This is a genomic window from Azospirillum sp. CT11-132 (assembly GCF_047302835.1).
GTDB lineage: Bacteria > Pseudomonadota > Alphaproteobacteria > Azospirillales > Azospirillaceae > Azospirillum.
Genome location: NZ_JBGLZA010000001.1, coordinates 187,864 through 213,548, shown reverse-complemented (window position 1 = coordinate 213,548; position 25,685 = coordinate 187,864). Strand labels below are relative to the sequence as shown.

Genomic DNA, 25,685 nt, shown 5'->3' with positions numbered 1-25,685 from the left:
GCAATGCAGAAATCCATCATGTCCCGTCTGTGGGTCTTCGCCGTCTGGGCGGTGATCGGGCTGTTCCTCATCAATCTGATGGGGCTGATCGCCTCGGTGCTGACTTCTTCGGTGGCGACGCGCTGGCTCGGCACCTGGATCCCGGCGGGCTTCACGACCCGCTGGTATTTCGCCGCCTGGGACGAGTTCCAATTGGGAGACGTGCTGTGGGTCACCTTCCAGGCGGTCGGGGCTGTGGTCCTGCTGTCCGGCCTGCTCGGCGTCCCGGCCGCCTATGCGCTGGCTCGGCGCGAATTCCCGGCCAAGCGTGCAGTGATGCTGCTTCTGCTTCTGCCCCTTCTGGTTCCGCCGATCACCTACGGCATCCCGCTGGCGACGGTGCTGTACAAGGCGGGGCTGGGCGGCACGCTGACCGGCGTCATCCTGGCCAATCTGGTGCCCACCGTGCCCTTCGTGGTGCTGGTGATGATCCCCTTCATCGAGCAGATCGACCCCCGCACCGAGGCGGCAGCCCGCGTCTTCGGCGCCAACATCTTCCAGATGTTCGTCCATGTGCTTGTGCCGATGCTGATGCCGGGCGTGCTGGCGGCGCTGCTGCTGGTGCTGGTGCGGACCATCGGCATGTTCGAGCTTACCTTCCTGGTCTCCGGGCCCGGCAGCCAGACGCTGGTGGTGGCGCTCTATTATGCGGTGTTCGCTTCCGGTGTTCGGGCGGTGCAGTCGATCGACGCCATGGCGGTCATCTATATGGCGACCACGCTGGTCTGGCTGATCGTCGCCCTGCGCTTCGTCAACCCGACCCAGATCGTCGGCCGCGGCAAGCGTCCCGCAGCGTAAGCTCGGGGTTACGGCCCGGCTCCGCTCAAGACCATGATGCCGGCATCATGGTCTTGCAGTCGGTCCCCACAATTTCCACCGGCACAGGCCGACGGTTTATTTGTGGAACTCTGGTAGGGACTGTTTGGCTGGAAAGAGCTTTCGTTGACAAATCCGTACCATGCCAAGTCGGGGCGGCGGGAAATACTCTTGCCGCTGGCTTGGTATGGTAGTATCCTGATAGGCCAGATTTTCGCTCCGGACCTTCGGGCCGGTTTCGAGGCGCCATAAACCATGACGTGCCGATGCTGAACAAGATCGACGTGGAATCCGGCGAACCGATCGCGCGGCGCGTGTACCGGGTGCTGCGCCAAGCCATCGTGACGATGCAGTTCCGTCCCGGTCAAGCCCTGTCCGAGCAGGAGATCGCCGATCAGCTCGGCGTCAGCCGCCAGCCGGTGCGCGAAGCCTTCATCAAGCTGAGCGAGTCGGGACTGCTGACCATCCGGCCGCAGCGCGGGACATTCGTCGTCAAGATCTCGGTCAAGCAGGTGCTCGACGCCCGCTTCGTGCGCGAGGCGGTGGAGACCGCCGTGGTGCGCAAGGCCTGCGAAACCATCACGCCGGCCGGTATCGCCGAACTGCGCGACAACCTGAAGGCCCAGTGGGACATCGCCGACGAACCGGTTCCGGTGCGCTTCCTGGAACTGGACGAAGCCTTCCACCGGACCATCGCCATTGGGGCGGAGTGCGAGTATGCGTGGCGCATCGTCGAGGAGACGAAGGCCCAGATGGACCGCGTCCGTTATCTCAGCGTTCCCTACGCCACGCCGATCCGCCGGCTGATCTCGCAGCATCAGGCGGTGGTAGAGGCCATCGTCGCCCGCGACCCCGTCAAGGCGGAAGCGGCGATGGGGCTGCATCTGCGCGAAATCCTGACCTCCCTGCCCGAATTGGAGGGCAAGTTTCCCGACCTGTTCACCCTGGATGACGCCGCACCCCCGCCTCCCCAGAAGGCGGCCTCCCGAAATGCGGGCCGCGCGAGGGTTGCCGGAGCGCGCTGATCGGCCCAGCTTTCAGGGGACGGTGAGGGGCGGTCCGGCATGGTTCGTCCGTCTCCATCGACGGCGCGGTCGGGGAGATCAGTTCGCCCAGGGAACAATCCGGATTGCCCATCCCCAACATTCGTGACATACTACCATACAAGAATGTGAGCCCGCAGCTCGCCAGGAAGGAAACAGTTTCCATGCAAACGCCCGCATCGTCCTCTTCTCCTTCCGGTGCCCCGTCCCGGCGCCTTGACGCCTCCACATTGGCCACCCTGCCGGCGGCGGTGGCGCGGCCCGGTTACGACCGCAGGGATCTGGAGATCGGCATCGTCCATCTCGGCGTCGGCGCTTTCCAGCGCGCCCATCAGGCGGCCTACACCGACGCGCTGCTGGAGACGCAGTTCGGGGCTTGGGGCATCGCCGGGGTCAGCCTGCGCAGCCCCGACACCCGCGATGCCCTGGAGCCACAGGATGGGCTCTACACCGTCGCCGTGCGCGACGCGGAGGGGGAGCGGCTGCGGGTGATCGGCTGCCTGCTGGAACTGCTGGTGGCGCATGAGAATCCGGAAGCGGTGCTGGAGCGGATGTGCCGCCCGTCGGTGCGCATCGTCACCCTGACGGTGACGGAGAAGGGCTATTGCCACGACCCGGCGACCGGTGCGCTGAACGAGGACCATCCCGACATCCGCCACGACCTGGACAATCCGGCCAAGCCGCGCACCGCCATCGGCTTCCTGGCCGAGGCGCTGTCCCGCCGCCGCGCCGCCGGGCTGCCGCCCTTCACCGTGCTGAGCTGCGACAACCTGCCGAGCAACGGTGACACCGTCGCCCGCATCCTGTGCCGCTTCGCCGAGCTGCGCGGTGCCGATTTCGGCGCCTGGGTGGCGGAGTCCGTCGCCTGCCCCAACAGCATGGTCGACCGCATCGTTCCGGCCACCACCGAGGCCGACCGTGCCCGCGTGTCGCAGTCGCTGGGCGTGCAGGATGCCTGGCCGGTGGTAACCGAGCCCTTCACCCAGTGGGTGGTCGAGGACCGCTTCCCCGCCGGGCGCCCGGCCTGGGAGACGGTGGGGGTCGAACTGGTCGCCGACGTCCACCCCTATGAGACGATGAAGCTGCGGCTGCTGAACGGCAGCCACTCCACCATCGCCTATCTGGGCTATCTGGCGGGCTATGAGACGGTGTCGGACACCATGGCGGATCCCGCCTTCGCCACGCTGGTCCGCAACCTGATGGACCGGGAGACCGGGCCGACGCTGCACATGCCTGCCGGTGCGGATATGGAGCAGTACAAGGACGCGCTGATCGCCCGCTTCCGCAATCCGGCGCTGCGCCACCGCACCTGGCAGATCGCAATGGACGGCACGCAGAAGCTGCCGCAGCGCCTGCTGAATCCGATCCGCGACCGGCTGGCCGCCGATCAGCCGATCGACCGGCTGGCCTTGGCGGTCGCCGCCTGGATGCGCTACGTCGCCGGCACCGACGAGGCCGGCAAGCCCATCGACGTGCGCGACCCGCTGGCGACCCGTCTGGCGGAAATCGCTGCCTCCACCGCCGGCAACCCCAACCGGCTGGCCGAGGCTCTGTTCGGTTTGACCGCAGTGTTTGGCGAGGATCTGCCGCGCGACCCGCGCTTTACCGGACCGGTCACTGCCGCGCTCAAGCGCCTGTTCGCCGAGGGCGCCCGCGCCGTGGTCGCCGCCACCGCCTGACCCCGCTTCACAGCGACATCTTCTTTAGGGAGTGTTCCCGTGGTTGCCCTGACAGTCGAAAAGCCGCATGTGCTGGCGCTCCGCCCCGAAAACGCCCCGGATGCCGGGCCGGTCAAGGCCGGCGAGGTGCTGGTCCGCGTCCGGCGCGCCGGGATCTGCGGGTCTGACCTGCACATCTACCACGGCTCCAACCCCTTCGCGGTCTATCCCCGCGTCATCGGCCACGAGTTCGCCGGCACGGTCGAGGCGGTGGGCGACGGCGTGGGCAACGTCGCGGTCGGCGACCATGTGGTGGTCGATCCGGTGGTGTCCTGCGGCCGCTGCTATGCCTGCCGCGCCGGGCGGACCAATGTCTGCGCCAATCTGGAGGTGTTCGGCGTCCATCGCGACGGCGGGTTCCGCAACCATGTCGTGGTGCCGGCAGCCAATGCCATCAAGGTGCGCTCCGACCTGCCCTTCTCGCTTGCCGCACTGGCGGAGCCGCTGTCCATCGCAGCGAACGTGCTGTCGCGCACCGGCATCGGCGCCGACGACACCCTGCTGGTCTATGGCGCCGGGACAGTCGGGCTGACGGTGGTGCAGGTCGCCAAGCTGCACGGCGCCCGCTGTATCGTCGCCGACCTGGACGACAAGCGGCTGGAGCGGGCGAAGGAGTTCGGCGCCGACGTGGTCCTCAACTCTTCCCGCGTGTCGGTGCCCGACGCGGTGCGCGACGAGAATGGCGGACTCGGGCCGACGGTTGTGATCGACGGCGCCGGCGTGCCGGCCCTTCTGGAGGAGGCCTGCCGCCTCGCCAGCCCGGCAGCGCGCATCGGCCTGCTGGGCTTCTCCCCCGCCCCCTGCAACATCAGCCAGCAGGAGATCGTGAAGAAGGAGCTGACCCTGGTCGGTTCCCGCCTGAACCGCCGCCTGCTGCCCCAGGTGATCGACTGGCTGGAGAGCGGCAAGCTGCAGCCGGCGGCGATGATCACCCAGGTCTTCCCGATTGCCGACGCCGCGAGCGCCTTCGCCCTGATCGAGACCGACCCGTCCAGCACGATCAAGGTCCAGCTCGACTTCGAAAGCTGACCGCCGGGCAAACGGCATCCACCAGCGAACAATGGCGGACCGGAGCCGCCGATAACGGAGGAACACCAGGATGAACAGCAAGACCCCGATCTCCCGCCGCACGCTGGCGAAAAGCATCGGCCTCGGCGCCGGCATCGCCGCCGGTGCGACGCTGCTGGGCGGCATCGCCGCGCCGGCCATCGTCCGCGCCCAGGCCAAGACGACGCTGAAGCTCGGGCACCTCGCCAACGAGGACAATGTCTGGCACAAGGCCTCGCTGGTCTTCGCCGAGGAAGTCGCCAAGCGCACCAACGGCGCGGTCGAGGTCAAGGTGTTCCCCAACGAGCAACTCGGCAAGGAAACCGACCTGATCAAGGGTATCCAGCTCGGCACCATCGATTTCACCATCACCGGTGAGTCGCTGCAGAACTGGGCGCCGGCCGCGGCGCTGCTGGCGGTTCCCTACGCCATCCGCGACCTCGACCATCTCGACAAGGTCGTCACCGGCGAGCCGGGCAAGAAGATCGCCGACGCCATCGAGCAGAAGACCCAGCTGGTCCCGCTGACCTACTTCGCCCGCGGCCCGCGCAACCTGACCAGCAAGCGCCCGATCAAGTCGCCGGACGAGTTGAACGGCCTGAAGATGCGCGTCCCCAACGTGCCGCTGTTCGTGTCCTTCTGGCAGGGGCTGGGCGCCAAGCCGACGCCGATGGCCTTCTCGGAGGTCTTCACCGGCCTGCAGAACGACACCATCGAGGCGCAGGAGAACCCGCTGGCCCTCATCAAGTCGGCGAGCTTCTACGAGGTCCAGAAATACGTGAACCTGACGGAGCACGTCATCAGCTGGATCTATCTGGTCGGCGGGTCGAAGAAGCTGAACAAGATGCCGGCCGAGCAGCGCGCCGCGATCATGGAAGCCGCCAAGGCCGCCCAGGCCGCCGAGCGCAAGCTGTTCATCGAGGACGAGACCAAGCTGGCGGCCGACCTGAAGGCAAAGGGCATGGAGTTCATCACCGTCGACAAGGCGGCCTTCGCCGAGAAGGGCCGTCCGGCCGTCGTCGCGGCGCTGTCGCCCGAGATCAAGCCGATCTACGAGGAAATCCTCGCGGTGAAGTGAGCGGGAGATCCCCTCTCCCCCCCGGGGAGAGGGTTAGGGTGAGGGGGATGCGTGGCGGGGCCTTCCGAGAATCCTCCCTATGCATCCCCCTCACCCCGACCCTCTCCCCGGGGGGGAGAGGGGGATACGGAGTTGTGTCCCCCTCCCCCAACCGCAAGAGCCCTTCCAATGCGCAACGCCTTTGCCGCCGCGGTGTCGGCCGTCTCCGCCCTTTGCCGCTGGGGAACCCTGGCGGCCATCGGCGTCCTCATCGTCGTCGTGACCATCCAGGTGCTGGGCCGCATTCCCGGTTTCCCCTCGCCGCCCTGGACGGAGGAGGTGGCCCGCTTCGCGCTGGTCCATCTCGTCGCCTTCTCCTGCGGGCTGGCGCTGCTGCGCGGCGAGCTGGTGAACGTCGACATGTTCATCCTGCTGCTGCCCAAGCCCCTGCAGACGGCGGTCGCACGGCTGGTTGATCTGGCGATCCTGGTCTTTGCCATCGCCATCATCCCCGGCGCCTGGGATTACGTCGTCGGCAGCATTGGTGAGCGGGCGCGCTCCATCAACGTGCCGATGATCTGGGTCTATGTCGTGACGCTGATCATCCCGGTGTCGCTCGCCTTCTTCTCGATCGCCCGGCTGGCCGGGCTCGGGCGCGATTCCGCGCCGCCCAGCCATGGGGAAACCGTCTGATGGTCACCGCACTGTTCGTCACCTTCGCCGTCCTGCTGATCCTGGGCGCGCCGGTGGGCATCGCGCTGGGCGGCGCGTCGGCGGTCTATCTGGTCGGCAGCGACATCGACCTCGCCGTGGTTCCGCAATTCATGTATGCGGGCATGGACAGCTTCGTCCTGCTCTGCATCCCCGGCTTCGTGCTGGCCGGCAACCTGATGAACGGCGGCGGCATTACCGACCAGATCGTGCTGTTCAGCAACCGGCTGGTCGGCCATATCCGCGGCGGCCTCGGACTTGCCAACGTGACGGGGTCGATGGTATTCGCCGGCATTTCCGGCACCGCGGTGGCGGAGACCGCCTCCATCGGCGCGGTGATGATCCCGGCGATGCGCAAGTCCGGCTATGACGCGCCCTTCGCCGCCGCGGTTACCGCCGCCGCCTCCACCGTCGGGCCGATCATCCCGCCCAGTGTGCCGATGATCATCGTCGGCACACTGACCGGCCTGTCGGTCGGCAAGATGTTCATGGCCGGCGCCGTCCCGGGCCTGCTGCTGGGCGTCGGCATGATGCTGACGGTCTGGATCCTGGCGCGGGTGCGCAACTATCCCCGGGAGCCTTGGCAGGGCTTCGGCGCGCTGCTGCGTGCCAGCCGAGGCGCCTTCTGGGCGCTGCTGATGACGGCGATCATCCTGTTCGGCATCGTCGGCGGCTATTTCACCCCGACCGAGGCCTCCATCGTCGCGGCGCTCTACGCCTTCGTCATCGGGCTGTTCGTCTACAAGGGCTTCAAGCTGCGCCAGCTGCCCGGCATCCTGCTGGAAAGCGCCATCGGGGCGGGCGGGCTGATCCTGCTGGTGGGGCTTGCCAACGTCTTCGGCTGGATCCTGACCAGCGAGCAGATTCCGCAGGCCATCGCCGCCTCGATGCTGGCGCTGACCACCAACAAGTACCTGATCATCCTGCTGATCAACATTCTGCTGCTGATCGTCGGCACCTTCATGGAAACGATCGCGGCCCTGATCATCCTGTTCCCGCCGCTGCTGGCGGTGGCGACGCAGGTCGGCATCGACCCGATCCATTTCGCCACCTTCGCCGTGCTGAACCTGATGATCGGCCTGACCACCCCGCCGGTCGGCGTCTGCCTGTTCGTCGCGGCGAACATCGCGAAGATCTCGCTGGGCGCGATCACCAAGGCGATCTGGCCCTTCCTGCTCTGCAACATCGTGATCCTGTTCCTGGTCTCCTACATCCCGGCCCTGTCGCTGTGGCTGCCGAGCCTGCTTTTCCGCTGACACCCAAATCCAAAGCCCCTCTCTTTCCAAGGAGTTCGAAGCCATGGAACAATCCTGGCGCTGGTTCGGCCCCGAAGACGCCATCAAGCTGAACCACATCCGCCAAGCCGGCGCCACCGGCGTGGTCACCGCCCTGCACCACATCCCCTATGGCGTCGTCTGGTCGGTCGAGGAAATCCAGAAGCGCAAGGCGATGATCGAGTCCGACAAGGAACTCGGCCTCAGCTGGACCGTCACCGAAAGCCTGCCGGTGCACGAGGCGATCAAGATCGGCGAAGGCGACCTGACGGAGCTGTTCGACAACTACCGCCAGTCGATGCGCAACCTCGCCGCCTGCGGCGTGACCACCATCTGCTACAACTTCATGCCGGTTCTGGATTGGACGCGGACGGAGCTGGCGGCGGCGCTGCCGGGCGGTGGCACCTCGCTGCGCTTCAACGCCCATGAGCATGCCGCTTTCGACGTCTACATGCTGGAGCGTCCGGGCGCCGAGGAGGACCATTCACCCGAAGTCCTCGCCAAGGCCAAGGAGTGGTTCGACCGCTCGTCGGAAAGCGACCGGGCGAAGCTGCTGTCGAACATCATGGCCGGCCTGCCGGGCGCCTATGACCGCTACGACATCCCCGGCCTGCGCAAGATGATCGCGCGCTTCAACGGCATGTCCGCCGACGGACTGCGCGAGACGCTGGCCCGCTTCCTACGCGAGGTGATCCCGACGGCGGAGGAGGTCGGCATCCGCATGGCGATCCATCCCGACGACCCGCCCCGCCCGCTGTTCGGCCTGCCCCGCATCGTCAGCACCGAGGACGACCTCGCCCACCTGATCAATGCGGTGAAGTCGCCGAACAACGGCCTGACCTTCTGCACCGGCTCGCTGGGCGCGGGCCAGACCAATAACGTGCCGGCGATGGCCAAGCACTTCGCCGAGGACATCCACTTCGTCCACCTGCGCAATGTCGCGAAGGAGCCGGACGGGTCCTTCGAGGAAGCCGACCATCTCGGCGGCGACGTGGATATGGTTTCGGTCGTCACCACCCTGCTGGAGGAGCAGAAGCGCCGCCAGGACGCCGGCAACGACAACTGGCGCCTGCCCTTCCGCCCCGACCACGGGCATGAACTGCTGGACGATGTGGGCAAGCCGACCCACCCCGGCTACCCGATGATCGGCCGCCTGCGTGGTCTGGCGGAAATTCGCGGTGTGATGACCGCCGTCGCGGCGGTGAAGCAGCTGCCGATGTGAGTGGGGAGGCGCCGGCGTTACCCGCCGGCGCGCATCCCCAGCCGGGCGAGCTTTTTGTAGAAAGCGGCGCGGGAAATGCCGAGCGCCCGCGCCGCCTCCGTCGCCCGGCCACCGCTGGCCGCGAGCGCGCGGCCGAGCAGCCCGCGCTCGAACTCGTCGAAGGCCTCGTCATAGCCCGGCAGGGGTTGTGGTTCCACATGGACCAGCGACGACGCCGGTGTCGGACGCGCCATCTCTGCCGGTTCGGCGCCTGCCAAATCCGGCAGCGCCTCGGCGAGGTCGGCGGCGGTCAGGCGGCGGTTGTCGGTCAGCAGGCAGGTGCGCTCCAGCACATTGCGCAGCTCGCGCACATTGCCGGGCCAGCGGTGGCGGCTCAGCGCCTCGACCGCTTCCGGGGTCAGGCCGCGCAGGGGAAGGCCGCTGCGGGCGGCGATCTCCTGCAGGATGGATTCTGCGATGGCCTCCAGCCCGCCGCCCATCTCCGCCAGGGCCGGCAGTCGGATCGGCAGCACGTTCAGCCGGTAATAGAGGTCGGAGCGGAAACGGCCGTCGCGGATCCGCTGCTCCAGATCGACATTCGTCGCCGCGATCACCCGGACATCGACCTTCACCGGACGGTCGGAGCCCAGCGGTTCGATCTCCTGCTCCTGCAATGCCCGCAGCAGCTTGGCCTGCAGCCCAAGCGGCATGTCGCCGATCTCGTCCAGGAACAGGGTGCCGCCGTCGGCGGTCTTGAAGCGGCCTTCCCGGCCCCGGCGGTCCATCCCGGTATAGGCGCCGGGCATCGCCCCGAAGAACTCCGCCTCCAGCAGCGTTTCCGGGATCGCCGCGACGTTGACGCCGACGAAGGACCGGCCGCTACGCGCCGACAGGCCATGGATGGCCTGGGCGATCAACTCCTTGCCGGTGCCGGTCTCGCCCAGCAGCAGGATCGGTGCATCGCTGCGGGCGGCGAGGCGGGCCTTGCGCTTGACCTCCAGGCAGACCGGGCTGTCGCCGACATAGCTTTGCAGCGTGTAGCGCGGCTGCCTCCCCTCGTCGAGCCGGCGCCGGGTCGCCGCCAGTTCGGCCTCCAGCCGCGACAACTCGGCCAGCAGGGGTTTCAGGCGGTGCAGGCTGTCATAGAGGACGAAGCCGACGGCGCCGATGATCCCGCCGCGGTCGTCGGTCAGGGGAAACCGCGTCACCACCAGCCGCTGGGTTCCGAACAACATCAGGTCGAGCAGGATCGGCTGGCCGGTCGCCAAAACCTGACGCATCTGCGAATGGGGGATGATCTCCTCCACCTCGCGGCCGATGGCCTCGGCGGGGTCGGAGATGCCGAGCATGCGGGCGTATTTCTCGTTGATCCACACCACCCGCGCGTCGCGGTCGACCGCCACCGTGCCCTCGGACTGGGTTTCCAGCGCCTCGAACAGCGACGGGATGGCCCGGCTGCGCAGCAACGCGGCATTGCCGGCAAAGGCATCGCCTTCCAGGGGAACCGCCGCCCTGTCCGCTCCGCCCCGCCGTCCGCCGTCCGCTCGTTCCGTCACCCTGGCCGCTCCTCATGATCGTCGCATCCAGGTGTTATCGGGACCGAGCCCGGATTCCGCAATGCTAGAGCGACCCTCGGGGCAAGGCCGATCACAGTGCCGCAGGCTCTTGCGGAGTTGCGGCCGGCCGGTCCATGCTGCGGTGCCGTAGCGCTTTCCCGCTCCATTGCGGAGCGGCCGCGCCACTCCTCCGGAGCCATCTTGCCCGTTCCGTCCGTTCCGCCATGCTGACCCTGCCGGCCCTTCTCCTGCTTGCCGCGGTGCTGGCGACCTTGTGGACGGCATGGCGCAGTTGGGCTCTGCCCCCCTTTCCCGGACGCTTCAATTTCGTGGCGATGCAGCTGTCCGCCTGCTGGTGGACGACGGCCGCCGCCATCGAAACCATCGTCCCGGCCCCGGCGGACAAGCTGTTCTGGGCCGAGATGGCGTGGTTCGGCATCGTCTGCACCCCCAGCTTCTGGGCACTGTTCCTGTGGTCCTACACGCAGGAGGAATTGGCGGCGCGCTGGCGGCTGGTGCCCGTCGTGGTGGGCGCGCTGACCTGGGCGGCGGCGCTGACCAACGACGCCCATCGGCTGATCTATACGGCGGTCCAACCGATCAGCGACGCGCCTGGCGCCGCGCTGGACTACAGCCACGGCCTGCTGTTCTTCGTCGTCACCATCTATCTCTATGCCTTCATGGTGATGAGCATCGTCGTCACCGCCAGCGGCATCCACCGGGCCACGCCGGCCTACCGCACCCATTACCTGGGCTTCCTGGTGGCGATGGCGGTGCCGTGGGTGGCGAATGTCGGCTACGTCACCAACAACCTGACGCTGTTCGACTTCGACCCCACTCCCTTCAGCTTCCTGCTGATGGGCGCGGTGTTCTACTGGCTGATCACCCGGCGGCGCCTGTTCGTCCTGCTGCCGGTCGCCCGCGACGCCCTGCTGGACGCCGTACCCGACCCCGTTCTGGTTCTCGATGCCGACGGCACGGTGGTGGAGGCGAACCCGGCGGCCCTGGCGCTGGTGCCCGACGGCACGCCGCTCGGCCGCCGGCTGGCCGACCTCCCCGGCCTGTCGGCGCTGTCGCCGCGGGACATCACCCTTCCGGTGCCGCTGACGCTGGAGAGTGACGGCACAGCGCGCAGCTTCGAGGCGACCCGCGTCCCGCTCACCTCCGGCAGCGCCGGCGGGCGTGCCGCGGCGCGCGAGGTCGGCTGCCTGCTGATGCTGCGCGACGTCACCCATCGCCGCCGGGCCGAAATGCGGCTGGAGGACATGGTGCGGCGCCTCGACCTCGCCCGGCTGGAGGCGGAGGAGCGGCTGGTGGCGGAGCAGGAGGCCAAGCGGGCGCTGAACGGCTTCCTGTCGATGGCGGCCCACGAGTTCAAGACGCCGCTCGCCATCATCGACGGCGCGGCCCAGCTTCTGCTGATGGACGCGGAGGTGAAGGCCCCCGGCATGCTGCCGCGGCTGGAGAAGATCCGCCGTGCGGTACGCCGGCAGGTCAACATCCTGGATACCTGCCTTGCCGACGACCGACTGAGCGACCCGGCTTTCGCGTTGCGCCGCGATCCGCTGGAACTGCCGGCTTTGCTGCGCGCTGCCGCTTCGGCCCAGGGCGACGCCGCCCCCGGCCGGCGGATCGAGCTGGAGCTGGACGGTTGTCCGGCCCGGATGACCGGCGACGGCCCGATGCTGGAGCTGTGCGTCCACAACTTGCTGAACAACGCGCTGAAATACTCGCCTCCCGGCACGCCGGTCCGGCTGCGCGCCTGGAGCGAGGACGGGGGCGAGGAAGGGCCGGACGGGCAATCGCAACTGGCGTTGTCGGTGGCCGACCAGGGCATCGGCATCCCGGACAGCGAACGGGAGCGGGTGTTCGACCGGTTCTTCCGCGCCTCCAACACCGGAACGGCGGCGGGCAGCGGTGTCGGGCTGAACATGGTCCGCCGCATCGCGGCGCTGCATGGTGGAACGGTGACGGTCGACAGCCGATTGGGCGGGGGCAGCGTCTTCACGCTGCGGATCCCGCTCGGTGAAGACGCGCTCTGCGAAGACGGGATGGCCGGCATGTCGGCGGATTAATCCGTCGGAGAGATCGTTTCTTGCATTGATTGACAGGTGAAGGGAATAATCCCGCTCCCTCCATCTGGACCCTGGCAATATGAGCGATCACGACCCCACCGTCGTCCGGCCGGTGCCGAAACCCCGCGTCCCTCTGGGCATCGAAGAGGTGCTGGTCGCCATCACCATGGCGGTGGTGGCGCTGATCACCTTCGCCAACGTCGTGGTGCGCTACCTCACCGACGTCTCCTTCGCCTTCACCGAGGAATATTCGATCGCGCTGATGGTGATCCTGACCTTCCTCGGCGCCTCGGCCGCGGTTGTGAAGGACCGGCACATCCGCATCACCTTCGTCACCGACAAGCTGTCGCCGGCCAACCGCCGCCGGGCGGAACAGTTCGCCATGGCCTGCGTCGCGCTGATGTATGGGCTGCTGGTGGTTTACGGCACCTGGACGACTTGGGACGATTACCGGTTCGAGGTGACCTCGCCGGCGCTGGGGCTGCCGCAGTGGATCTACACGATCTGGCTGCCGGTGCTGTCGCTGGTGGTGCTGGCCCGCACCATCGGCCGCATGATCCGCATCCACCGCGGCACCGAACCGCTGGAAACCGGACATATCCCGGAGGGCGAACCGTGATCACCAGCCTGCTCTTCGGGTCCTTCCTGATCATGATGCTGGCGGGCGTGCCGATTGCCGCCGCCCTTGGCCTGGCCGGCACCGCCGCCATCGCCTTTGCCCATCTCGGCGTCATTTCGGTCCCGACCAGCGTCTATACCGGCATCGCCAAATATCCGCTGCTGACCATCCCGATGTTCGTGCTGGCCGGCACCATCTTCGACCGGTCGGGCGTGGCGCAGAAGCTGGTGCGCTTCGCCACCGCCATCGTCGGCCAGGGCAAGGGTGCACTGGCGATCATCGCGGTGGTGGTGGCGATGATGATGGGTGGCATCTCCGGTTCCGGCCCCGCCATCGCCGCGGCGGTCTGCGGCGTTATGGCGCCCAGCATGATCCGCGCCGGCTATCCCCGCCCCTACATCGCCAGCGTCATCGCCGCGGCGGCGGCCACCGACATCCTGATCCCGCCGTCGGTCGCCCTCATCATCTACAGCGTCCTGGTGCCGGCCGCCCCGACCACCTCGATGTTCGCCGCCGGCATCATTCCCGGCACGCTGGCCGGCCTCGCCCTCATCATCCCGGTCTTCTGGCTGGCGCGGAAACACAATCTCGGCGCCAAGCTGTCGCACGAGCCGCGCCCGCCCTTCTGGCGCAGCCTGTGGGACGCATCGCTCGGCCTGTTCGCCAAGGTCATCATCCTGGGCGGCCTGCGTCTCGGCATCTTCACCCCGACCGAGGCGGCGGTGATCGCGGTGGCTTACGGCCTGCTGCTCGGCATGGTGGTCTACCGCACCATCCGCTTCCGCGACCTCTATTCCATGCTGGTGGAGGCGGCGGAGATCTCCGCCATCATCCTGACGGTGATCGCGCTGGCCAGCGTGTTCGGCTGGGCGCTGAGCACCCTGTCGGTGATCGACCCCATCGCCGACGCCATCATCCACTCCGGCCTTGGCGAATATGGCGTGATGGCGCTGCTGGTGGTGATGCTGACCATCATCGGCACCTTCCTGGACGGCATCTCGATCTTCATCATCCTGCTGCCTCTGCTGATCCCCATCGCCACCGCCTACAAATGGGACCTGACCTGGTTCGGCGTCATCCTGACCCTGATGATCGCCGTCGGCCAGTTCACCCCGCCGATGGCCGTCAACCTGATGGTGGCCTGCCGCATGACCGGCTGTTCGATGGAAAGCACCCTGCGCTGGGTGATGTGGCCGCTGGTCACCATGCTGCTGGTGGTGGTCGCGGTGATCATCTGGCCGGATCTGGCGCTGTGGATGCCGCGGCAGATGGGATTCTAGAGGAAGCGTTCGATGTCGCGGCTGGTCAGATGCAGGCTGGCCGCGGCACCGTAGCCACGCCCTGATATCTTGCCGGCCGCCGCGGCCTCGAACGCGGTGCGGTGGGCGGCGGCGTAGGCGAGGCAGTCCTCCGGCGTCGGGGCTCGCCGGCCGAGCAGGGCGCGGAAGGCCAGACGGTGGACGGCGCACCAGCCGCCGTGACCGGCCGGGCGGAAGACCAGCGCGTCGATGTCCGCGCGCCAGGACAGCCCCTCCCCGCTCATTCCCGCAATCCCAGCCGCCGGGCGAGGCGGAACAGGTTGCTGCGGTCAAGGCCGAGCGACCGCGCCGTCTGCGCCCAGTTGCCGTCGTGGCGGGCCAGATGCTCGCGGATCATCCGGCGTTCGAAATCCTCCACCGCGTCGCGCAACGGCAGTTCAGGCAGGTCCGGCGGTTCCGGCAGGCGGGAGCGCTGCGCCGGCATCGCCGCTGTCACGGCACTCCCCTCCTCCTGCCCCGGATCGGCCAAGCCCAAATCCACCGGGGTCAGGGTCAGCACGCCGCCGTCCGGCGGACGGGCGACGCGGGCGCGGATGGCGCCTCGGCCGATGGCGTGCTCCAGCTCGCGCACGTTGCCGGGCCAGGGGTAGGCCAGCATGCGCCGCTCCGCCGCCGCCGACAGACGAAGGTTGCGCAAGCCCAGCCGCGCCCGGTTGCGTTCCAGGAACAGGCCGGCCAGCCGCAGGATGTCGGTGCCGCGGTCGCGCAGCGGCGGCACCCGCAACGGATAGACGCTGAGCCGGTGATAGACGTCGGCTCGGAAGCGGCCTTCCCGCACCTCTGCCGCGAGGTCGCGGTTGGTGGCGGCGATCACCCGGACGTCGACGGTGATGTGGCGGTCGGAGCCGACGCGCTGGATCTCGCCGTTCTGCAGCGCCCGCAGCATCTTGGCCTGCACCGCCAGCGGCAGTTCGCCGACCTCGTCCAGGAACAGGGTGCCGCCGTCGGCCAGTTCGAACTTGCCGCGCCGGTCGGCCACCGCACCGGAGAAGGCGCCGCGCACATGGCCGAACAGCTCGCTTTCCACCAGCGCGTCCGGCAGGGCCGCGCAATTGACGTGGACCAGCGGCCCGGCGGCGCGGGAGGAGTGGGCGTGCAGCCGGCGGGCCACCAGTTCCTTCCCCACCCCGGTCTCGCCCAGCACCAGCACGACGAGGTCGCTGGCCGCCACGGTATCGACCTCCGTCAGCAGAGCCGCCATCGCCGGGCTGCTGCCGACGGGGTCGAAATCGAGCCCCTGCGGCGGATCGTCGAGGATGCGCAGGGGCGTTCCGCCATCCGCTGCCCCGGCTGCGTCCTGTGCCGCCCGCCGCTCCACCGCGGTCGCGAGGTCTGCAGTCAATTGCGCCCAGGCGGCAATGGCCCCGTCCCAGCCGTCGAAACGCCCTTCGTTCAGCGCGTCCAGCGTCAGCACGCCCCAGGGCCGCCCCTCGACGCTCAGCGGCGCTCCGACGCAGTCATGCACATGCAACCGCTCGCGCAGGTCGGGGATCAGCCCGTCATAGGGGTCGGGCAACTCGCAGCCGGCGGGGAAGCGCAGCGGCCCGTCCTCCGCCTCGGCAATCGCCTGCAGGCGGGGATGCTCGCCCAATTCGAAACGCCGGCCGAGCGTGTCGGGACTGAGCCCGCGCGTGGCCAGCGGAACCAGCAGCCCCTCCTCCCCCGGCCGGCTGTCGTGACGCAGCAGCGCACAGGCATCGCAGGGCAGATGGCGCGCCATCAGGTCGAGCAGCAGCGGCCACAGTTGCGCCGGATCGTCCATCGCCCGCAAAAGCGCCCCTGCCTCTGCGAGCGGCAGCACCGTTGTCGAAATGACCACATCGTTGTTCATTCGACATCATAGCGTCCGCGGTCGCTTTGACAACGCTCCCCTCTGTGCAGTGCGGAATCGCTGGCTGCGTCGCTTTGGCACAGGGTTTGCCATCTGGTTGCGACAACGTGACGCGTAAAAGGATTGCCCTCTTCATGCTGACGCCTGCACAGATCGCCGTCATCAAGGCCACGGCTCCCGCCGTCGCCGCCAATGCCAACGAGATCACCGGCACCTTCTATCCGCTGATGTTCGAGCGCTTCCCCGAGGTGCGCGCCGTCTTCAACCAGAGCCACCAGCGCAGCAGCGCCCAGCCGGAAGCGCTGGCCAACGCCATCATCGCCTACGCCTCCAACATCGAACGGCTGGAGGTTCTGGGCCCGGCGGTGGAGGCCATCGTGCAGAAGCACGTTTCGCTCAACATCACCCCCGACCAGTACAAGATCGTCGGCACCTGCCTGATGGAAGCCATCGGCAAGGTGCTGGGCGATGCGGTGACGGCCGAGGTCGCCGACGCTTGGGGCGCGGCCTACTGGCAGCTGGCCGACCTGCTGATCGCGGCGGAGGAAAAGGAATATGCCCGCAAGGCGGCGCTGACCGGCGGCTGGCGCGGCGCCCGGCGCTTCCGCATCGTGGAGAAGACGCCGGAAAGCGCCGTCATCACCTCCTTCCGGCTGGCGCCGGTCGATGGCGGGCGGGTGATGGATTTCCATCCCGGCCAGTATCTCGGCCTGCGCCTGACCGTCGCCGGGGACACCGTCCACCGCAACTACAGCCTCTCGGCCTCGCCGAACGGCCGCGACTACCGCATCTCGGTGAAGCGCGAGCCGCAGGGTCTGGTGTCCGGCTTCCTGCATGACCGCGTGCAGGTCGGTGACGAGATCGACGTCTATCCGCCGGCCGGCGAGTTCGTGCTGCGCGAGGGCGCCGGCCCGCTGCTGCTGATCACCGGTGGCGTCGGCCAGACCCCCGCCCTGCCGCTGGCCGAACAGGCGCTGGCCGCCGGCCGCAAGGTCATCTACGTGCATGCCGCGCTCAACGGCTCGGTCCACGCCTTCCGCCAGCAGATCGACGAGCTGGCCGCCATGAACGAGGCGCTGAAGCCGGTCTATTGCTATGCCGAGCCGCAGCCGGGCGACCAGCCGCACATGGTCGGCCTGCTCGACCAGCAGCGTTTGGCCAACCTGCTGCCGAAGGAGCCGGGCGTGGCCGCCTATGTCGTCGGCCCGAAGCCCTTCATGGCAGCGGTGGTCAAGGCGCTGACCGCGCTGGGCCTCCCGGAGTCGGCCATCATCCACGAGTTCTTCGGCCCGCGGGAAGCACTCGCCTGACGCGGCACGCGAACAAGGTTGCCTCCAAACCTCGCAAGCCGGCCTTTCCCCAAAGGCCGGCGTTTTTTCGGCCGATGTCCGTCCGCCTGACGCCTTTGCGTCCGGCGGCTGCGAGTAAATCTGTTATATCACTTAAATCAGATGTGATTTGCCGCGGCATAGGCCACCCTTCCGACTTGCCCCCGGCAGAGTGTGCTCCTTCTCGGTGAAATCCTCATGCGACGCAGCCGGCCATCCATTGCGATGCGGCATGATCCGCAACGCAATGCGGAAGAATCGTGGATTCTCCTTATTTCTTTCTTAGCGATTTTGGCGCTTTCCTAGTCACGGAACGGTCAAATTATTTGCAACTGTTCCTTTCCCGTGACCTCGCCGATGGCCGTACCGGGGAGGGGACGGAGGAAACGGTGATGCGGCGAGAGCCGGAACGGCCGGCCGCAGTGACGTGTGGAGCACTGGTGCCCGAGAGCATCAAGGGGGGAGGACGGTATGTCGAACGATAGCCGGAGCATGATGCTCCAAGGCGCGCCCGCGAAAGGCGCCGCCTGGTATTCCGGGCTGCGCGCCAAGCTGATGATCGCCATCGGCGTGGTGTTGTCCGGCACGCTGGTCGCCGCCGCCGTGGCGCTGACCGGCTATGCGAATGTGCGCACCACCATCGACGCCATCGTCGGCGAAGCGGTGCCGGCGATGACCGAGGGCATGGCGGTGGCGCAGCAGGCCGAACGGCTGGTGGCGCTGGCACCGGCCCTGACCTCCGCCGACGACGCCGCCGCGCGGGAAGCGGTGTCCGCCCGCATTGCGGAGGCGAAAGAGGAATTCAACACGCGCCTGTCCCGGCTGCGCGCCACCGGCTCCGCCGGGGATCAGCTCGCCGCCATCGAGCAGGCATCGCAGGGGCTGCTCAACAACCTCGTGCAGCTCGACCAGGCGGCGGCCGAACGGGTAGCGCTCGCCGCCGAACGCACGGCGATGCTGCCGAAGGTGATGGCGGCCGAGGCGGAAATCCAGAAATTCGCCGCCCCGTGGACCTCCGTCCTCAACAATGACGAGGAACAGGCCCGCTCGACACTGGCGGAGCCGGATGCCGATGCTGCCGCGATGCGCGAAGCGGCGGCCACCCTGTCCAAGATCACGACTCAGAAGAAGCCGCTGATTGCCGTCACGAACGAGGCGGCCAACATCCGCAACATGCTGATGGAAGCGGCGACGACCAACGACGACCAGCGGCTGGCGATCATCGAGACGCGGGTCGGCGTGTCGCTCGCCGGCCTGTCCAACGGTGCCCGGGGGCTGCCGGAGCGGCTGGCCGCCGTCGCCTCGAAGCAGGCGGACCTGCTGAAGGATTATTCGATCGGCGAGACCTCGCTGGTCACCCTCCGGCAGAAGGAACTGGCGATCCAGGGCTATTTCGTCCAGCTGCTGGAGAGCAACCACGCCCTGACCACCACCCTGTCCAAGGGGATCGCCACCCTGGTCGAGGGCCAGAAGCACAACATCGCCGAGGCCAGCGGCGCCACCACCCGCATGCTGGACAACAGCCAGCTGACGCAGATCGCCGTCGCCGTCGCCAGCATTCTGGTGTCGATTCTGGTCGTCTGGCTCTATATCGGCCGCATCGTCATCCGTCGGATGATGGCTCTCAAAGCCGGCATGGGCCGGATCGCCGCCGGCGACCTGGACGCCGAGATTGCGCTGCACGGCCATGACGAGATCGCGGAGATGGGGGCAGCGCTGCTCGTCTTCCGCGACACCGCGCGCGAGGTGGAAACAACCCGCGCCGCCGCCGAGGCCGAACGCCAGCGGGCCGCCGGAGAACGCCGCCAGACCATGCTGTCGCTGGCCGACCAGTTCGAGAATGGCGTGAAGACTGTGGTGGAGACGGTATCCGCCGCCGCCACCCAGATGCATCAGACCGCCGCCGGCATGGTGGCGACCGCCGACGACACCTCCCGTCAGGCCGGCAGCGCCGCCGAGGCGGCGGAGACCGCGTCGGTCAACGTCGACGGTGCCGCGTCGGCCGCGCATGAGCTGTCGCAGTCGATCAGCGAGATCGCCCGGCAGGTGACCGAATCGGCGACCATCGCCGCCAAGGCGGCAAACGAGGCCGATCGCACCGACAGCACCATGCGCGAACTGAACGAGGCCGCCAGCCGCATCGGCGCCGTGCTCGACCTGATCTCCGACATCGCCGGCCAGACCAACCTGCTGGCGCTGAACGCCACCATCGAGGCGGCGCGGGCGGGAGAGGCCGGCAAGGGCTTCGCCGTGGTGGCGCAGGAGGTCAAGCAGTTGGCCAGCCAGACGGCGAAGGCCACCGACCAGATCGCCGGCCAGATCGGCGCCATGCAGCAGGCGACCGGCGAGGCGGTGAACGCCATCCGCAGCATCGGCCTGACCATCGGCCGCCTGAACGACATCGCCGCCAGCATCGCCGCAGCGGTGGAGGAGCAGGGCGCCGCCACCTCGGAGATTGCCCGCAATGTCCAGCAGGCGGCGGGCGGCACCGCCCAGGCCTCCCAGAACATCGGTCAGGTCCGCACCGCCGCCGGCCAGACCGGCCAGTCGGCGCAGGAGGTCCTGTCGGTCGCCCAAGAGGTCTCGACCCAGACCGGTCATCTCCAGCAACAGATCGACCGCTTCCTCAGTCAGGTGCGGTCGGCCTGACCTGACCCACACGAAAAGCCCCTCTCCCGACGGAGAGGGGCTTTTCATTTGTCCCCCCAATTTGTTCCCTGGGACCACCACCCCGCATTGGGTCAACCCTTCAACGGGCGCCCGGAAAATAGAGGGGGTGCGCGGACGAAATGTAGCGTTGCTTCACAGATGGGTCGACAAAGCGGCGCGTCTGTAGTAAAACTACATTCGTTTCTCGGCAGCCACGCTGGCCCCCCATGCTGGACACCATCGCCTCGTCCCTCGACAGCCTGCGCCGCGCGGAAGCTGCGGTGGCCCGCACCGTTCTGGCCGATCCGGAGGCCGCGGTCCGCGACAGCCTGGCGCAGCTGGCCGGTAAGGCGGGGGTCAGCGAGCCGTCGGTCCTGCGCTTCTGTCGCTCCGCCGGCTTCGGCGGCTTTCAGGAATTCAAGATCTCGTTGGCCCAGCATCTGGCGGCCTCCGCCGTGCGGGAGGAGGTCGGCGACCGCCCGACCCCGCTGGTGCGCGACCTCACCCCCGGTGACAGCGTCGCCAGTGCGGCGGAAAAGGTGCTGAACCGCTCCATCGACGCGCTGGTCCGCCTGCGCGGCCGGCTCGACAGCATGGCGCTGGAAAAGGCGGCCGGGGTGCTGGCACGGGCGCGGCGGGTGCAGATCGTCGGCGTCGGCGCGTCGGGCGCGGTGGCGCTGGATGCCCACCACAAGCTGTTCCGCCTGCTGCCGCAGGTCACCGCCAGCACCGACGCCCACCTGCAGGCGATGGCGGCGGCGACGCTCGGCCCCGGCGACGCCCTGCTGGCGATTTCAAAGACCGGCACCAGCGACGAGATCTTCGACGTCGCTGCCATCGCCCGCGACGGCGGCGCCACGGTGATCGCCATCACCGCGTCGGCGACGCCGCTGGCCGAACGCGCCGACATCCGCCTGACCGTCGATGTCGACGAGGACACCGCCGTCCACACCCCGATGGCCTCGCGGCTGGCACAGCTGGCGCTGATCGACGTGCTGACCGTCGCCGTTGGGCTGCAGGCCCCGCCGGGCCTCGACCGCCGTCTGGCGCGCATCAAGGCGGTCCTGGCCGGGCACCACCGCGTGCCGGAGCGGCCGGCTTCCCTTTCAAACCCCTCATCCCCAATCATCCAGAAGAAATCCGAGGAATCCTGATGTCCACCACCCAGAGCCCTGTCGAAATCCTGGACCAGCTCGTCGCCTATGGCGTCGTTCCGGTCATCCGCAACAGCTCCGCCGATCTGGCGCGCACCGCCGTCACTTGGCTGCGCGAGGCCGGTTACGGCACCTTCGAGATCACCATGACCACCCCCGGCGCGGTCGGCCTGATCGAGGAGCTGTCGGCCGAGGGCGGCGCCCTGATCGGCGCCGGCACCGTCCTGACCCCGGCCGCCGTCGCCGACGTGGTGAAGGCCGGCGCCAAGTACGTGGTGTCGCCCTGCGTCGTGCCGAAGGTGGCCGCCGCCTGCCGTGATCATGGCGTGGCCTGCCTGATGGGCGCCCTGACCCCGACCGAGGTGCATGCCGCGATTTCCGCGGGCGCCGACGCCATCAAGATCTTCCCGGCCTCCACCGTCGGCCCGGCGCACATCAAGGCGCTGAAGTCGGTCTTCCCCGGCGTCCGCTTCGTCCCCACCGGCGGCATCGATGCCACCACCGTGGCGTCCTATGTCGCGGCCGGCGTGGCCTGCGTCGGCGCCGGCGGCAAGCTGGTCGACGAAACCCTGGTCAAGAACGGCGACCGCGAGGGCATCCTCGCCGCCGGGCGCCAGCTGATGGAAGCCTACCGCGCCGCCAAGGGGGCGTGAGCAAGTCGGCATGAGGCGGGACGCCAAACTCCTGCCTCAAACCCCCTCCAACACACCCCGCACCGCATCCATCGCCGCGAGGCCGCGGCTGAAGGCCGACTCCGCGGTGGCTGCCAACTCCTGCGCTTCGGCGCGGCGGCCTTCGCGCATGCCGTCCTCCACGGCACGCATCAGGCCGACGAAGGCGGTCAGGCCGAAATGGCTGGCGGCGCCGGCAAGCCGGTGGGCGATGTCCTCGATCTCCTCGTCGGAGCTGTCGGCGGCGGTCAGGCGAGGCAGCCCGTCCTGCGCCGACTCCAGCAGCAGGCCGCGGATGGTGGCGAAGCGCGCCGGGCCCAGGGAGCGGATGTAGCGCTCCAGAATTTCCTCATTCACGTCGTCCTCCACCACCGGCGGACGGGGCGGCTGCTCGGCCGGATCCATCCCGATCGCCGGTTCCTCGTCATCGTCGGACCGCGCGGCGACGGCGTTCGACAGCAGGTGCATCAGGCGTTCCGGGAAGATCGGCTTCTCGATCACCGCATCGATGCCGGCGGCGATGTAGCGGGCGCGGTCGGCGGCGAAGACGTTGGCGGTCACCGCCACGATCGGCACCGCCGCGCGGTCGGCGTCCTCAAGCGCGCGGATGCGGCGCGCCACCTCCGGCCCGTCGATGTCGGGCAGGCGGATGTCCAGCAGGATGGCATCGAAACGCCGCCGCGTCGCCAACTCCAGCGCCTTTTCCCCCGTCTCCGCAACGGTGATGCGGTGGCCAGCGTCGGACAGCAGGCCCAGCGCCACCTCGCGGTTGATCGCGTCGTCCTCCACCAGCAGCAGGGCCAGCGAGCGCACCCGGCTGATCGGCAGAAGCCGGCCGGGCCGGGCGGGAAGCGCCGGTTCGATCACCCGCTGCAACGGGATGGTGACGGTGAAGACGCTGCCCAGCCCCTCCGCGCTGTCGACGCGGATGCTGCCCTGCATGGCGTCCAGCAGGTGGCGGACGATGGCCAGCCCCAACCCGCTGCCGCCAAATCGCCGGGCAATGGTGGGATCGGCCTGCTCCAGCTTTTCGAAGATGGCGGCGCGGCGGTCCGCCGGGATGCCGATGCCGGTGTCGCGCACGGCCAGACGCAGCATCTCTCCGGAGCCGGAACGTTCCGGAGCCGGTTCGATGTCGACGCGCAGGTCCACCCCGCCGCGTTCGGTGAACTTCACCGCGTTGCCGACGAGGTTCACCAGGATCTGGCGCAGCCGCTGGCGGTCGACCACCACCAGCTCCGGCACCTCCGGCGCGATGTCGAGGTCGAGGTCGATCCCCTTCTCGTTCGCCAGTCCTTCCACCGTCGCAACGACTTCCTCCAGCACCGGCAGCAGGGCGCAGGGAGCGGGGTCGAGGTCCAGCTTGCCGTCCTCGATCTTGCGCAGATCGAGGATGTCGTTGACCTGATCGAGCAGGCCGTGACCGCAGCGCATGATCGACATGGCATAGCGCCGCTCCCCGGCGTGCAGTTGCCCGGTCAGCAACAGCCGGCACAGGCCGAGGATGCCGTTCAGCGGCGTGCGCATCTCGTGGCTGACGGTGGCGAGGAATTCGGTCTTGGCAGCGTCGGCGCGCTCCGCCCGCTCCTTGGCCTGCCGCAACTCCTCGCGCGCCCGGCGCGAGGCGGTGATGTCGTTGGCGACGCAGATGATGCGGCAGCGCCCGTCGCCCGACCATTCGAAGGGATGGCGCTGCAGGGCGAAGACCGCGTTCTCGCCATGGCGGGGAAGCACCAGCTCCTCCACCCCCAGCGAGCGCATCGAACCGGGATCGCCGCCGGCAAGCGCCCGGCCGGTTTCCGGCCCCAGCACCTCGGCCAGGGTGCGGTTCTCGATGTCGGCGCGGCGGGTGCCGAAACAATCCTCCGCCGCCCGGTTCCACAGGACGACGCGGCCGCTGTCGCCGTCCAGCACGTAGAGGACGCTCGGCACATTGTCGATCACCGCATCCAGGAAGGCCTGTGTCCGGCGCAGCAGCTCCTCCGCCTCGCGGCGGCGGGTGATGTCGACGACTGAACTGAGAAGCACCTCCTCGCCCTGGAATTCGAAGGCGATGCCGGACAGCAGGCCCCACAACCGGCGACCGGAATGGGTCACCAGCTCCGTCTCCACATCGAGCGCGATGCCGCTGGTGAAGACGTCGCGGACGAACTCGTCGCGCACCTGCGGGACGTACCAGACACTGGCGGCGGGGCGGCCGAGCAACTCGCCGGCCTCGTCCACTTCGAACAGGTCGGCGGCGCGGCGGTTGACGAAGCGGATCTGGCCGTCGGCGCGGCCGGAGATCACCAGCGGGACGGGTGCCGCCTCCAGCACAGTGCGCAGCCACTGCTCGTTGCGGCGGAGCGCCGCGCTCTTGTCTTCCGTCTCCTGGATGTAGAAGCGCAACGCGCGAGCAAGCTGGCCGATCTCGTCGGCGCCGGTCACCGGCACCTCGGCCCGACCGCCGCCGGTGCGATCGCGGATCGCCTCGCTGACCGCCCACAGCCGGGCAAGCACCTTGCGCCGCACATACAGAACCGACAGCACCATCCCCAGCACGACCACGCCGACCGAGGCGAAGAACAGGCGGGTGTAGGTGGTGGAGACCTCGATCACCTGCTGGCGGCTTTCCTCCGCCGCCTTGGTCTGTTCGACGAAGATGCCGGTGTTCAGCCCGGTGTTGACCAGCGACACCTGATTGGCGCGGTCGACTAGCCCGTTCAGCATCTCCGACGCCTGCAATTCCGCCTGCCGCTGGCGGAAGACGGAACGGTCGCCTTCCACCACCGACCGCATGCCCTCGGCCAGCCGGGCAAGCCGGTCCGACACGCCCCCCGCCGGAACCGACCCGTCCAACGTTGCCAATTGCGCCGCGGCGCTGTCGGCCAGCCGGGCAAGCGCGAAGCTGTTCTCCGCCTGATGGACCGAGGCGATCAGGAACAGCAGGCGTTCCGCCATCGCCAGCCAGCGCTGCACGCCGGCATCCTCCACCCCGCGCAGCGCCGGTTCGGCCAGGGCGTCGGCCATCCGCCGCACGTCGCGGGTGCGGTCGGCCAGGGCGCGGCGGGCGGTGATGCGGGCGGCGACGCCGCGGTCGATGGCATCGCGCAGCCGCAGAATTTCGTCGCGCTGCAGCTTCAGCCCGGCGATCCGTTGGGCCTGCCGGCCGTCTGCCGAATCCAACTCGGCCAGCAGGCGATCATAGCCGTCCAACTGGTCGGCCAACCCCTGCTTGATCGTTTCGCGTCCGAAATTCTCTTCGGACAGGGCCAATTGTTCCAGGGTCCGCATGATGCGCTGGTGCTGGCGCTCCAGCTTGGCGGAGGCAACGACTGCCGGGAACTGCTCCGACGTGACCTTGGTGATGCCGGCATGCAGCCCGTCGAAGGCGATGTAGGCGCCCAGCCCGATCAGGAAGGCGACCAGCCCGTTGAAGGCGAGCGCGCCGAACAGCCGCGCCCCGACCCCGATCCTGACCATCCCGGCCTTGCCCGGTTCAGAACCGCCAGACCCCGACCCGCTGCCGTCCGCCATTCCTGTCCCTGCTTATCCGGTCCCGCATCGTTTGCGCGAGAACGATCGCAGCGTATCATAG

At 68.5% G+C, this 25,685-nt stretch carries 19 protein-coding genes; 15 read left to right on the top strand and 4 right to left on the bottom strand.

The window, feature by feature from the left end:
* The first annotated feature begins 3 nt into the window (after positions 1-3).
* The 8 genes from ACCD06_RS00960 to uxuA all read left to right on the top strand — a co-directional run bounded on the left by ACCD06_RS00960 (position 4) and on the right by uxuA (position 8,927).
* On the top strand, positions 4-837 hold the full coding sequence (locus tag ACCD06_RS00960) for an ABC transporter permease (protein WP_109075018.1): 834 nt from the start codon (positions 4-6) through the stop codon (positions 835-837).
* A gap of 284 nt (positions 838-1,121) precedes the next feature.
* Positions 1,122-1,880 carry a GntR family transcriptional regulator gene (locus tag ACCD06_RS00955; RefSeq protein WP_136702328.1) on the top strand — a complete coding sequence of 253 codons (759 nt, stop codon included), beginning with the start codon at positions 1,122-1,124 and terminating at the stop codon, positions 1,878-1,880.
* 248 nt (positions 1,881-2,128) lie between these two features.
* Positions 2,129-3,577, top strand: a complete 1,449-nt coding sequence (locus tag ACCD06_RS00950) for a mannitol dehydrogenase family protein (protein ID WP_413338087.1) — start codon at positions 2,129-2,131, stop codon at positions 3,575-3,577.
* Positions 3,578-3,616: 39 nt separating this feature from the next.
* Entirely contained in the window at positions 3,617-4,645 is a 1,029-nt protein-coding gene (locus ACCD06_RS00945) for a Zn-dependent oxidoreductase (protein ID WP_413338085.1), read from the top strand.
* 70 nt (positions 4,646-4,715) lie between these two features.
* Positions 4,716-5,741: a TRAP transporter substrate-binding protein gene (locus ACCD06_RS00940; protein ID WP_136702325.1), complete on the top strand. Its 1,026-nt coding sequence runs from the start codon at positions 4,716-4,718 to the stop codon at positions 5,739-5,741.
* Positions 5,742-5,909: 168 nt separating this feature from the next.
* Positions 5,910-6,413 (top strand): TRAP transporter small permease, encoded by a 504-nt coding sequence (locus tag ACCD06_RS00935; protein WP_109074232.1) that lies wholly within the window; start codon positions 5,910-5,912, stop codon positions 6,411-6,413.
* On the top strand, positions 6,413-7,687 hold the full coding sequence (locus ACCD06_RS00930; RefSeq protein WP_109074233.1) for a TRAP transporter large permease: 1,275 nt from the start codon (positions 6,413-6,415) through the stop codon (positions 7,685-7,687). The genes ACCD06_RS00935 and ACCD06_RS00930 overlap by 1 nt, the downstream gene beginning before the upstream one ends.
* A gap of 43 nt (positions 7,688-7,730) precedes the next feature.
* Positions 7,731-8,927, top strand: coding sequence for a mannonate dehydratase (gene uxuA / locus ACCD06_RS00925; RefSeq protein ID WP_413338082.1), 1,197 nt, complete (start codon positions 7,731-7,733; stop codon positions 8,925-8,927).
* A 17-nt stretch (positions 8,928-8,944) separates the two neighbouring features.
* Here the strand turns inward: uxuA and ACCD06_RS00920 are convergent, their stop codons facing one another.
* Positions 8,945-10,462: a sigma-54 interaction domain-containing protein gene (locus tag ACCD06_RS00920; RefSeq protein WP_413338080.1), complete on the bottom strand. Its 1,518-nt coding sequence runs from the start codon at positions 10,460-10,462 to the stop codon at positions 8,945-8,947.
* A gap of 224 nt (positions 10,463-10,686) precedes the next feature.
* On the opposite strand from ACCD06_RS00920, the gene ACCD06_RS00915 reads away from it, so the two are divergent.
* From ACCD06_RS00915 to ACCD06_RS00905, 3 genes are all read left to right on the top strand, one after another.
* Positions 10,687-12,537, top strand: a complete 1,851-nt coding sequence (locus tag ACCD06_RS00915; protein WP_413338078.1) for a histidine kinase N-terminal 7TM domain-containing protein — start codon at positions 10,687-10,689, stop codon at positions 12,535-12,537.
* Between the two features lie 79 nt (positions 12,538-12,616).
* Complete coding sequence (locus tag ACCD06_RS00910; RefSeq protein WP_109074237.1) at positions 12,617-13,156, top strand: TRAP transporter small permease; 540 nt, start codon at positions 12,617-12,619, stop codon at positions 13,154-13,156.
* Positions 13,153-14,436 carry a TRAP transporter large permease gene (locus ACCD06_RS00905; protein ID WP_136702321.1) on the top strand — a complete coding sequence of 428 codons (1,284 nt, stop codon included), beginning with the start codon at positions 13,153-13,155 and terminating at the stop codon, positions 14,434-14,436. Before ACCD06_RS00910 ends, ACCD06_RS00905 begins: the two co-directional genes overlap by 4 nt.
* Here the strand turns inward: ACCD06_RS00905 and ACCD06_RS00900 are convergent.
* Together ACCD06_RS00900 and norR are read right to left on the bottom strand one after the other, a co-directional pair.
* The gene (locus tag ACCD06_RS00900; protein WP_109074239.1) at positions 14,433-14,699 is read right to left on the bottom strand and encodes a hypothetical protein; all 267 of its coding nucleotides are present in this window, start codon (positions 14,697-14,699) and stop codon (positions 14,433-14,435) included. The genes ACCD06_RS00905 and ACCD06_RS00900 overlap by 4 nt on opposite strands.
* Positions 14,696-16,306, bottom strand: a complete 1,611-nt coding sequence (gene norR, locus ACCD06_RS00895; protein WP_413338075.1) for a nitric oxide reductase transcriptional regulator NorR — start codon at positions 16,304-16,306, stop codon at positions 14,696-14,698. Before norR ends, ACCD06_RS00900 begins: the two co-directional genes overlap by 4 nt.
* Before the next feature lie 134 nt (positions 16,307-16,440).
* On the opposite strand from norR, the gene hmpA reads away from it, so the two are divergent.
* From hmpA to ACCD06_RS00875, 4 genes are all read left to right on the top strand, one after another.
* Positions 16,441-17,616: an NO-inducible flavohemoprotein gene (hmpA, locus tag ACCD06_RS00890; protein WP_413338073.1), complete on the top strand. Its 1,176-nt coding sequence runs from the start codon at positions 16,441-16,443 to the stop codon at positions 17,614-17,616.
* Between the two features lie 489 nt (positions 17,617-18,105).
* Positions 18,106-20,283: a methyl-accepting chemotaxis protein gene (locus ACCD06_RS00885; protein ID WP_413338071.1), complete on the top strand. Its 2,178-nt coding sequence runs from the start codon at positions 18,106-18,108 to the stop codon at positions 20,281-20,283.
* A 227-nt stretch (positions 20,284-20,510) separates the two neighbouring features.
* Entirely contained in the window at positions 20,511-21,437 is a 927-nt protein-coding gene (locus ACCD06_RS00880) for a MurR/RpiR family transcriptional regulator (RefSeq protein ID WP_109074242.1), read from the top strand.
* Positions 21,437-22,090 (top strand): bifunctional 4-hydroxy-2-oxoglutarate aldolase/2-dehydro-3-deoxy-phosphogluconate aldolase, encoded by a 654-nt coding sequence (locus ACCD06_RS00875; protein ID WP_149200538.1) that lies wholly within the window; start codon positions 21,437-21,439, stop codon positions 22,088-22,090. Before ACCD06_RS00880 ends, ACCD06_RS00875 begins: the two co-directional genes overlap by 1 nt.
* A 36-nt stretch (positions 22,091-22,126) precedes the next feature.
* Here ACCD06_RS00875 and ACCD06_RS00870 read toward each other — a convergent pair whose 3' ends face one another.
* Positions 22,127-25,570 (bottom strand): ATP-binding protein, encoded by a 3,444-nt coding sequence (locus tag ACCD06_RS00870; RefSeq protein ID WP_413338068.1) that lies wholly within the window; start codon positions 25,568-25,570, stop codon positions 22,127-22,129.
* Positions 25,571-25,685: the final 115 nt, after the last annotated feature.

What these genes read in the sequence shown, in the direction of transcription:
- ACCD06_RS00960 (WP_109075018.1), top strand. Translation starts at nt 4, where the DNA reads ATGCAGAAATCCATCATGTCCCGTCTGTGGGTCTTCGCCGTCTGGGCG.
- ACCD06_RS00955 (WP_136702328.1), top strand. Translation starts at nt 1,122, where the DNA reads ATGCTGAACAAGATCGACGTGGAATCCGGCGAACCGATCGCGCGGCGC.
- ACCD06_RS00940 (WP_136702325.1), top strand. Translation starts at nt 4,716, where the DNA reads ATGAACAGCAAGACCCCGATCTCCCGCCGCACGCTGGCGAAAAGCATC.
- ACCD06_RS00935 (WP_109074232.1), top strand. Translation starts at nt 5,910, where the DNA reads ATGCGCAACGCCTTTGCCGCCGCGGTGTCGGCCGTCTCCGCCCTTTGC.
- ACCD06_RS00930 (WP_109074233.1), top strand. Translation starts at nt 6,413, where the DNA reads ATGGTCACCGCACTGTTCGTCACCTTCGCCGTCCTGCTGATCCTGGGC.
- uxuA (WP_413338082.1), top strand. Translation starts at nt 7,731, where the DNA reads ATGGAACAATCCTGGCGCTGGTTCGGCCCCGAAGACGCCATCAAGCTG.
- ACCD06_RS00915 (WP_413338078.1), top strand. Translation starts at nt 10,687, where the DNA reads ATGCTGACCCTGCCGGCCCTTCTCCTGCTTGCCGCGGTGCTGGCGACC.
- ACCD06_RS00910 (WP_109074237.1), top strand. Translation starts at nt 12,617, where the DNA reads ATGAGCGATCACGACCCCACCGTCGTCCGGCCGGTGCCGAAACCCCGC.
- ACCD06_RS00900 (WP_109074239.1), bottom strand. Translation starts at nt 14,699, where the DNA reads ATGAGCGGGGAGGGGCTGTCCTGGCGCGCGGACATCGACGCGCTGGTC.
- norR (WP_413338075.1), bottom strand. Translation starts at nt 16,306, where the DNA reads ATGAACAACGATGTGGTCATTTCGACAACGGTGCTGCCGCTCGCAGAG.
- hmpA (WP_413338073.1), top strand. Translation starts at nt 16,441, where the DNA reads ATGCTGACGCCTGCACAGATCGCCGTCATCAAGGCCACGGCTCCCGCC.
- ACCD06_RS00885 (WP_413338071.1), top strand. Translation starts at nt 18,106, where the DNA reads ATGTCGAACGATAGCCGGAGCATGATGCTCCAAGGCGCGCCCGCGAAA.
- ACCD06_RS00880 (WP_109074242.1), top strand. Translation starts at nt 20,511, where the DNA reads ATGCTGGACACCATCGCCTCGTCCCTCGACAGCCTGCGCCGCGCGGAA.
- ACCD06_RS00875 (WP_149200538.1), top strand. Translation starts at nt 21,437, where the DNA reads ATGTCCACCACCCAGAGCCCTGTCGAAATCCTGGACCAGCTCGTCGCC.
- ACCD06_RS00870 (WP_413338068.1), bottom strand. Translation starts at nt 25,570, where the DNA reads ATGGTCAGGATCGGGGTCGGGGCGCGGCTGTTCGGCGCGCTCGCCTTC.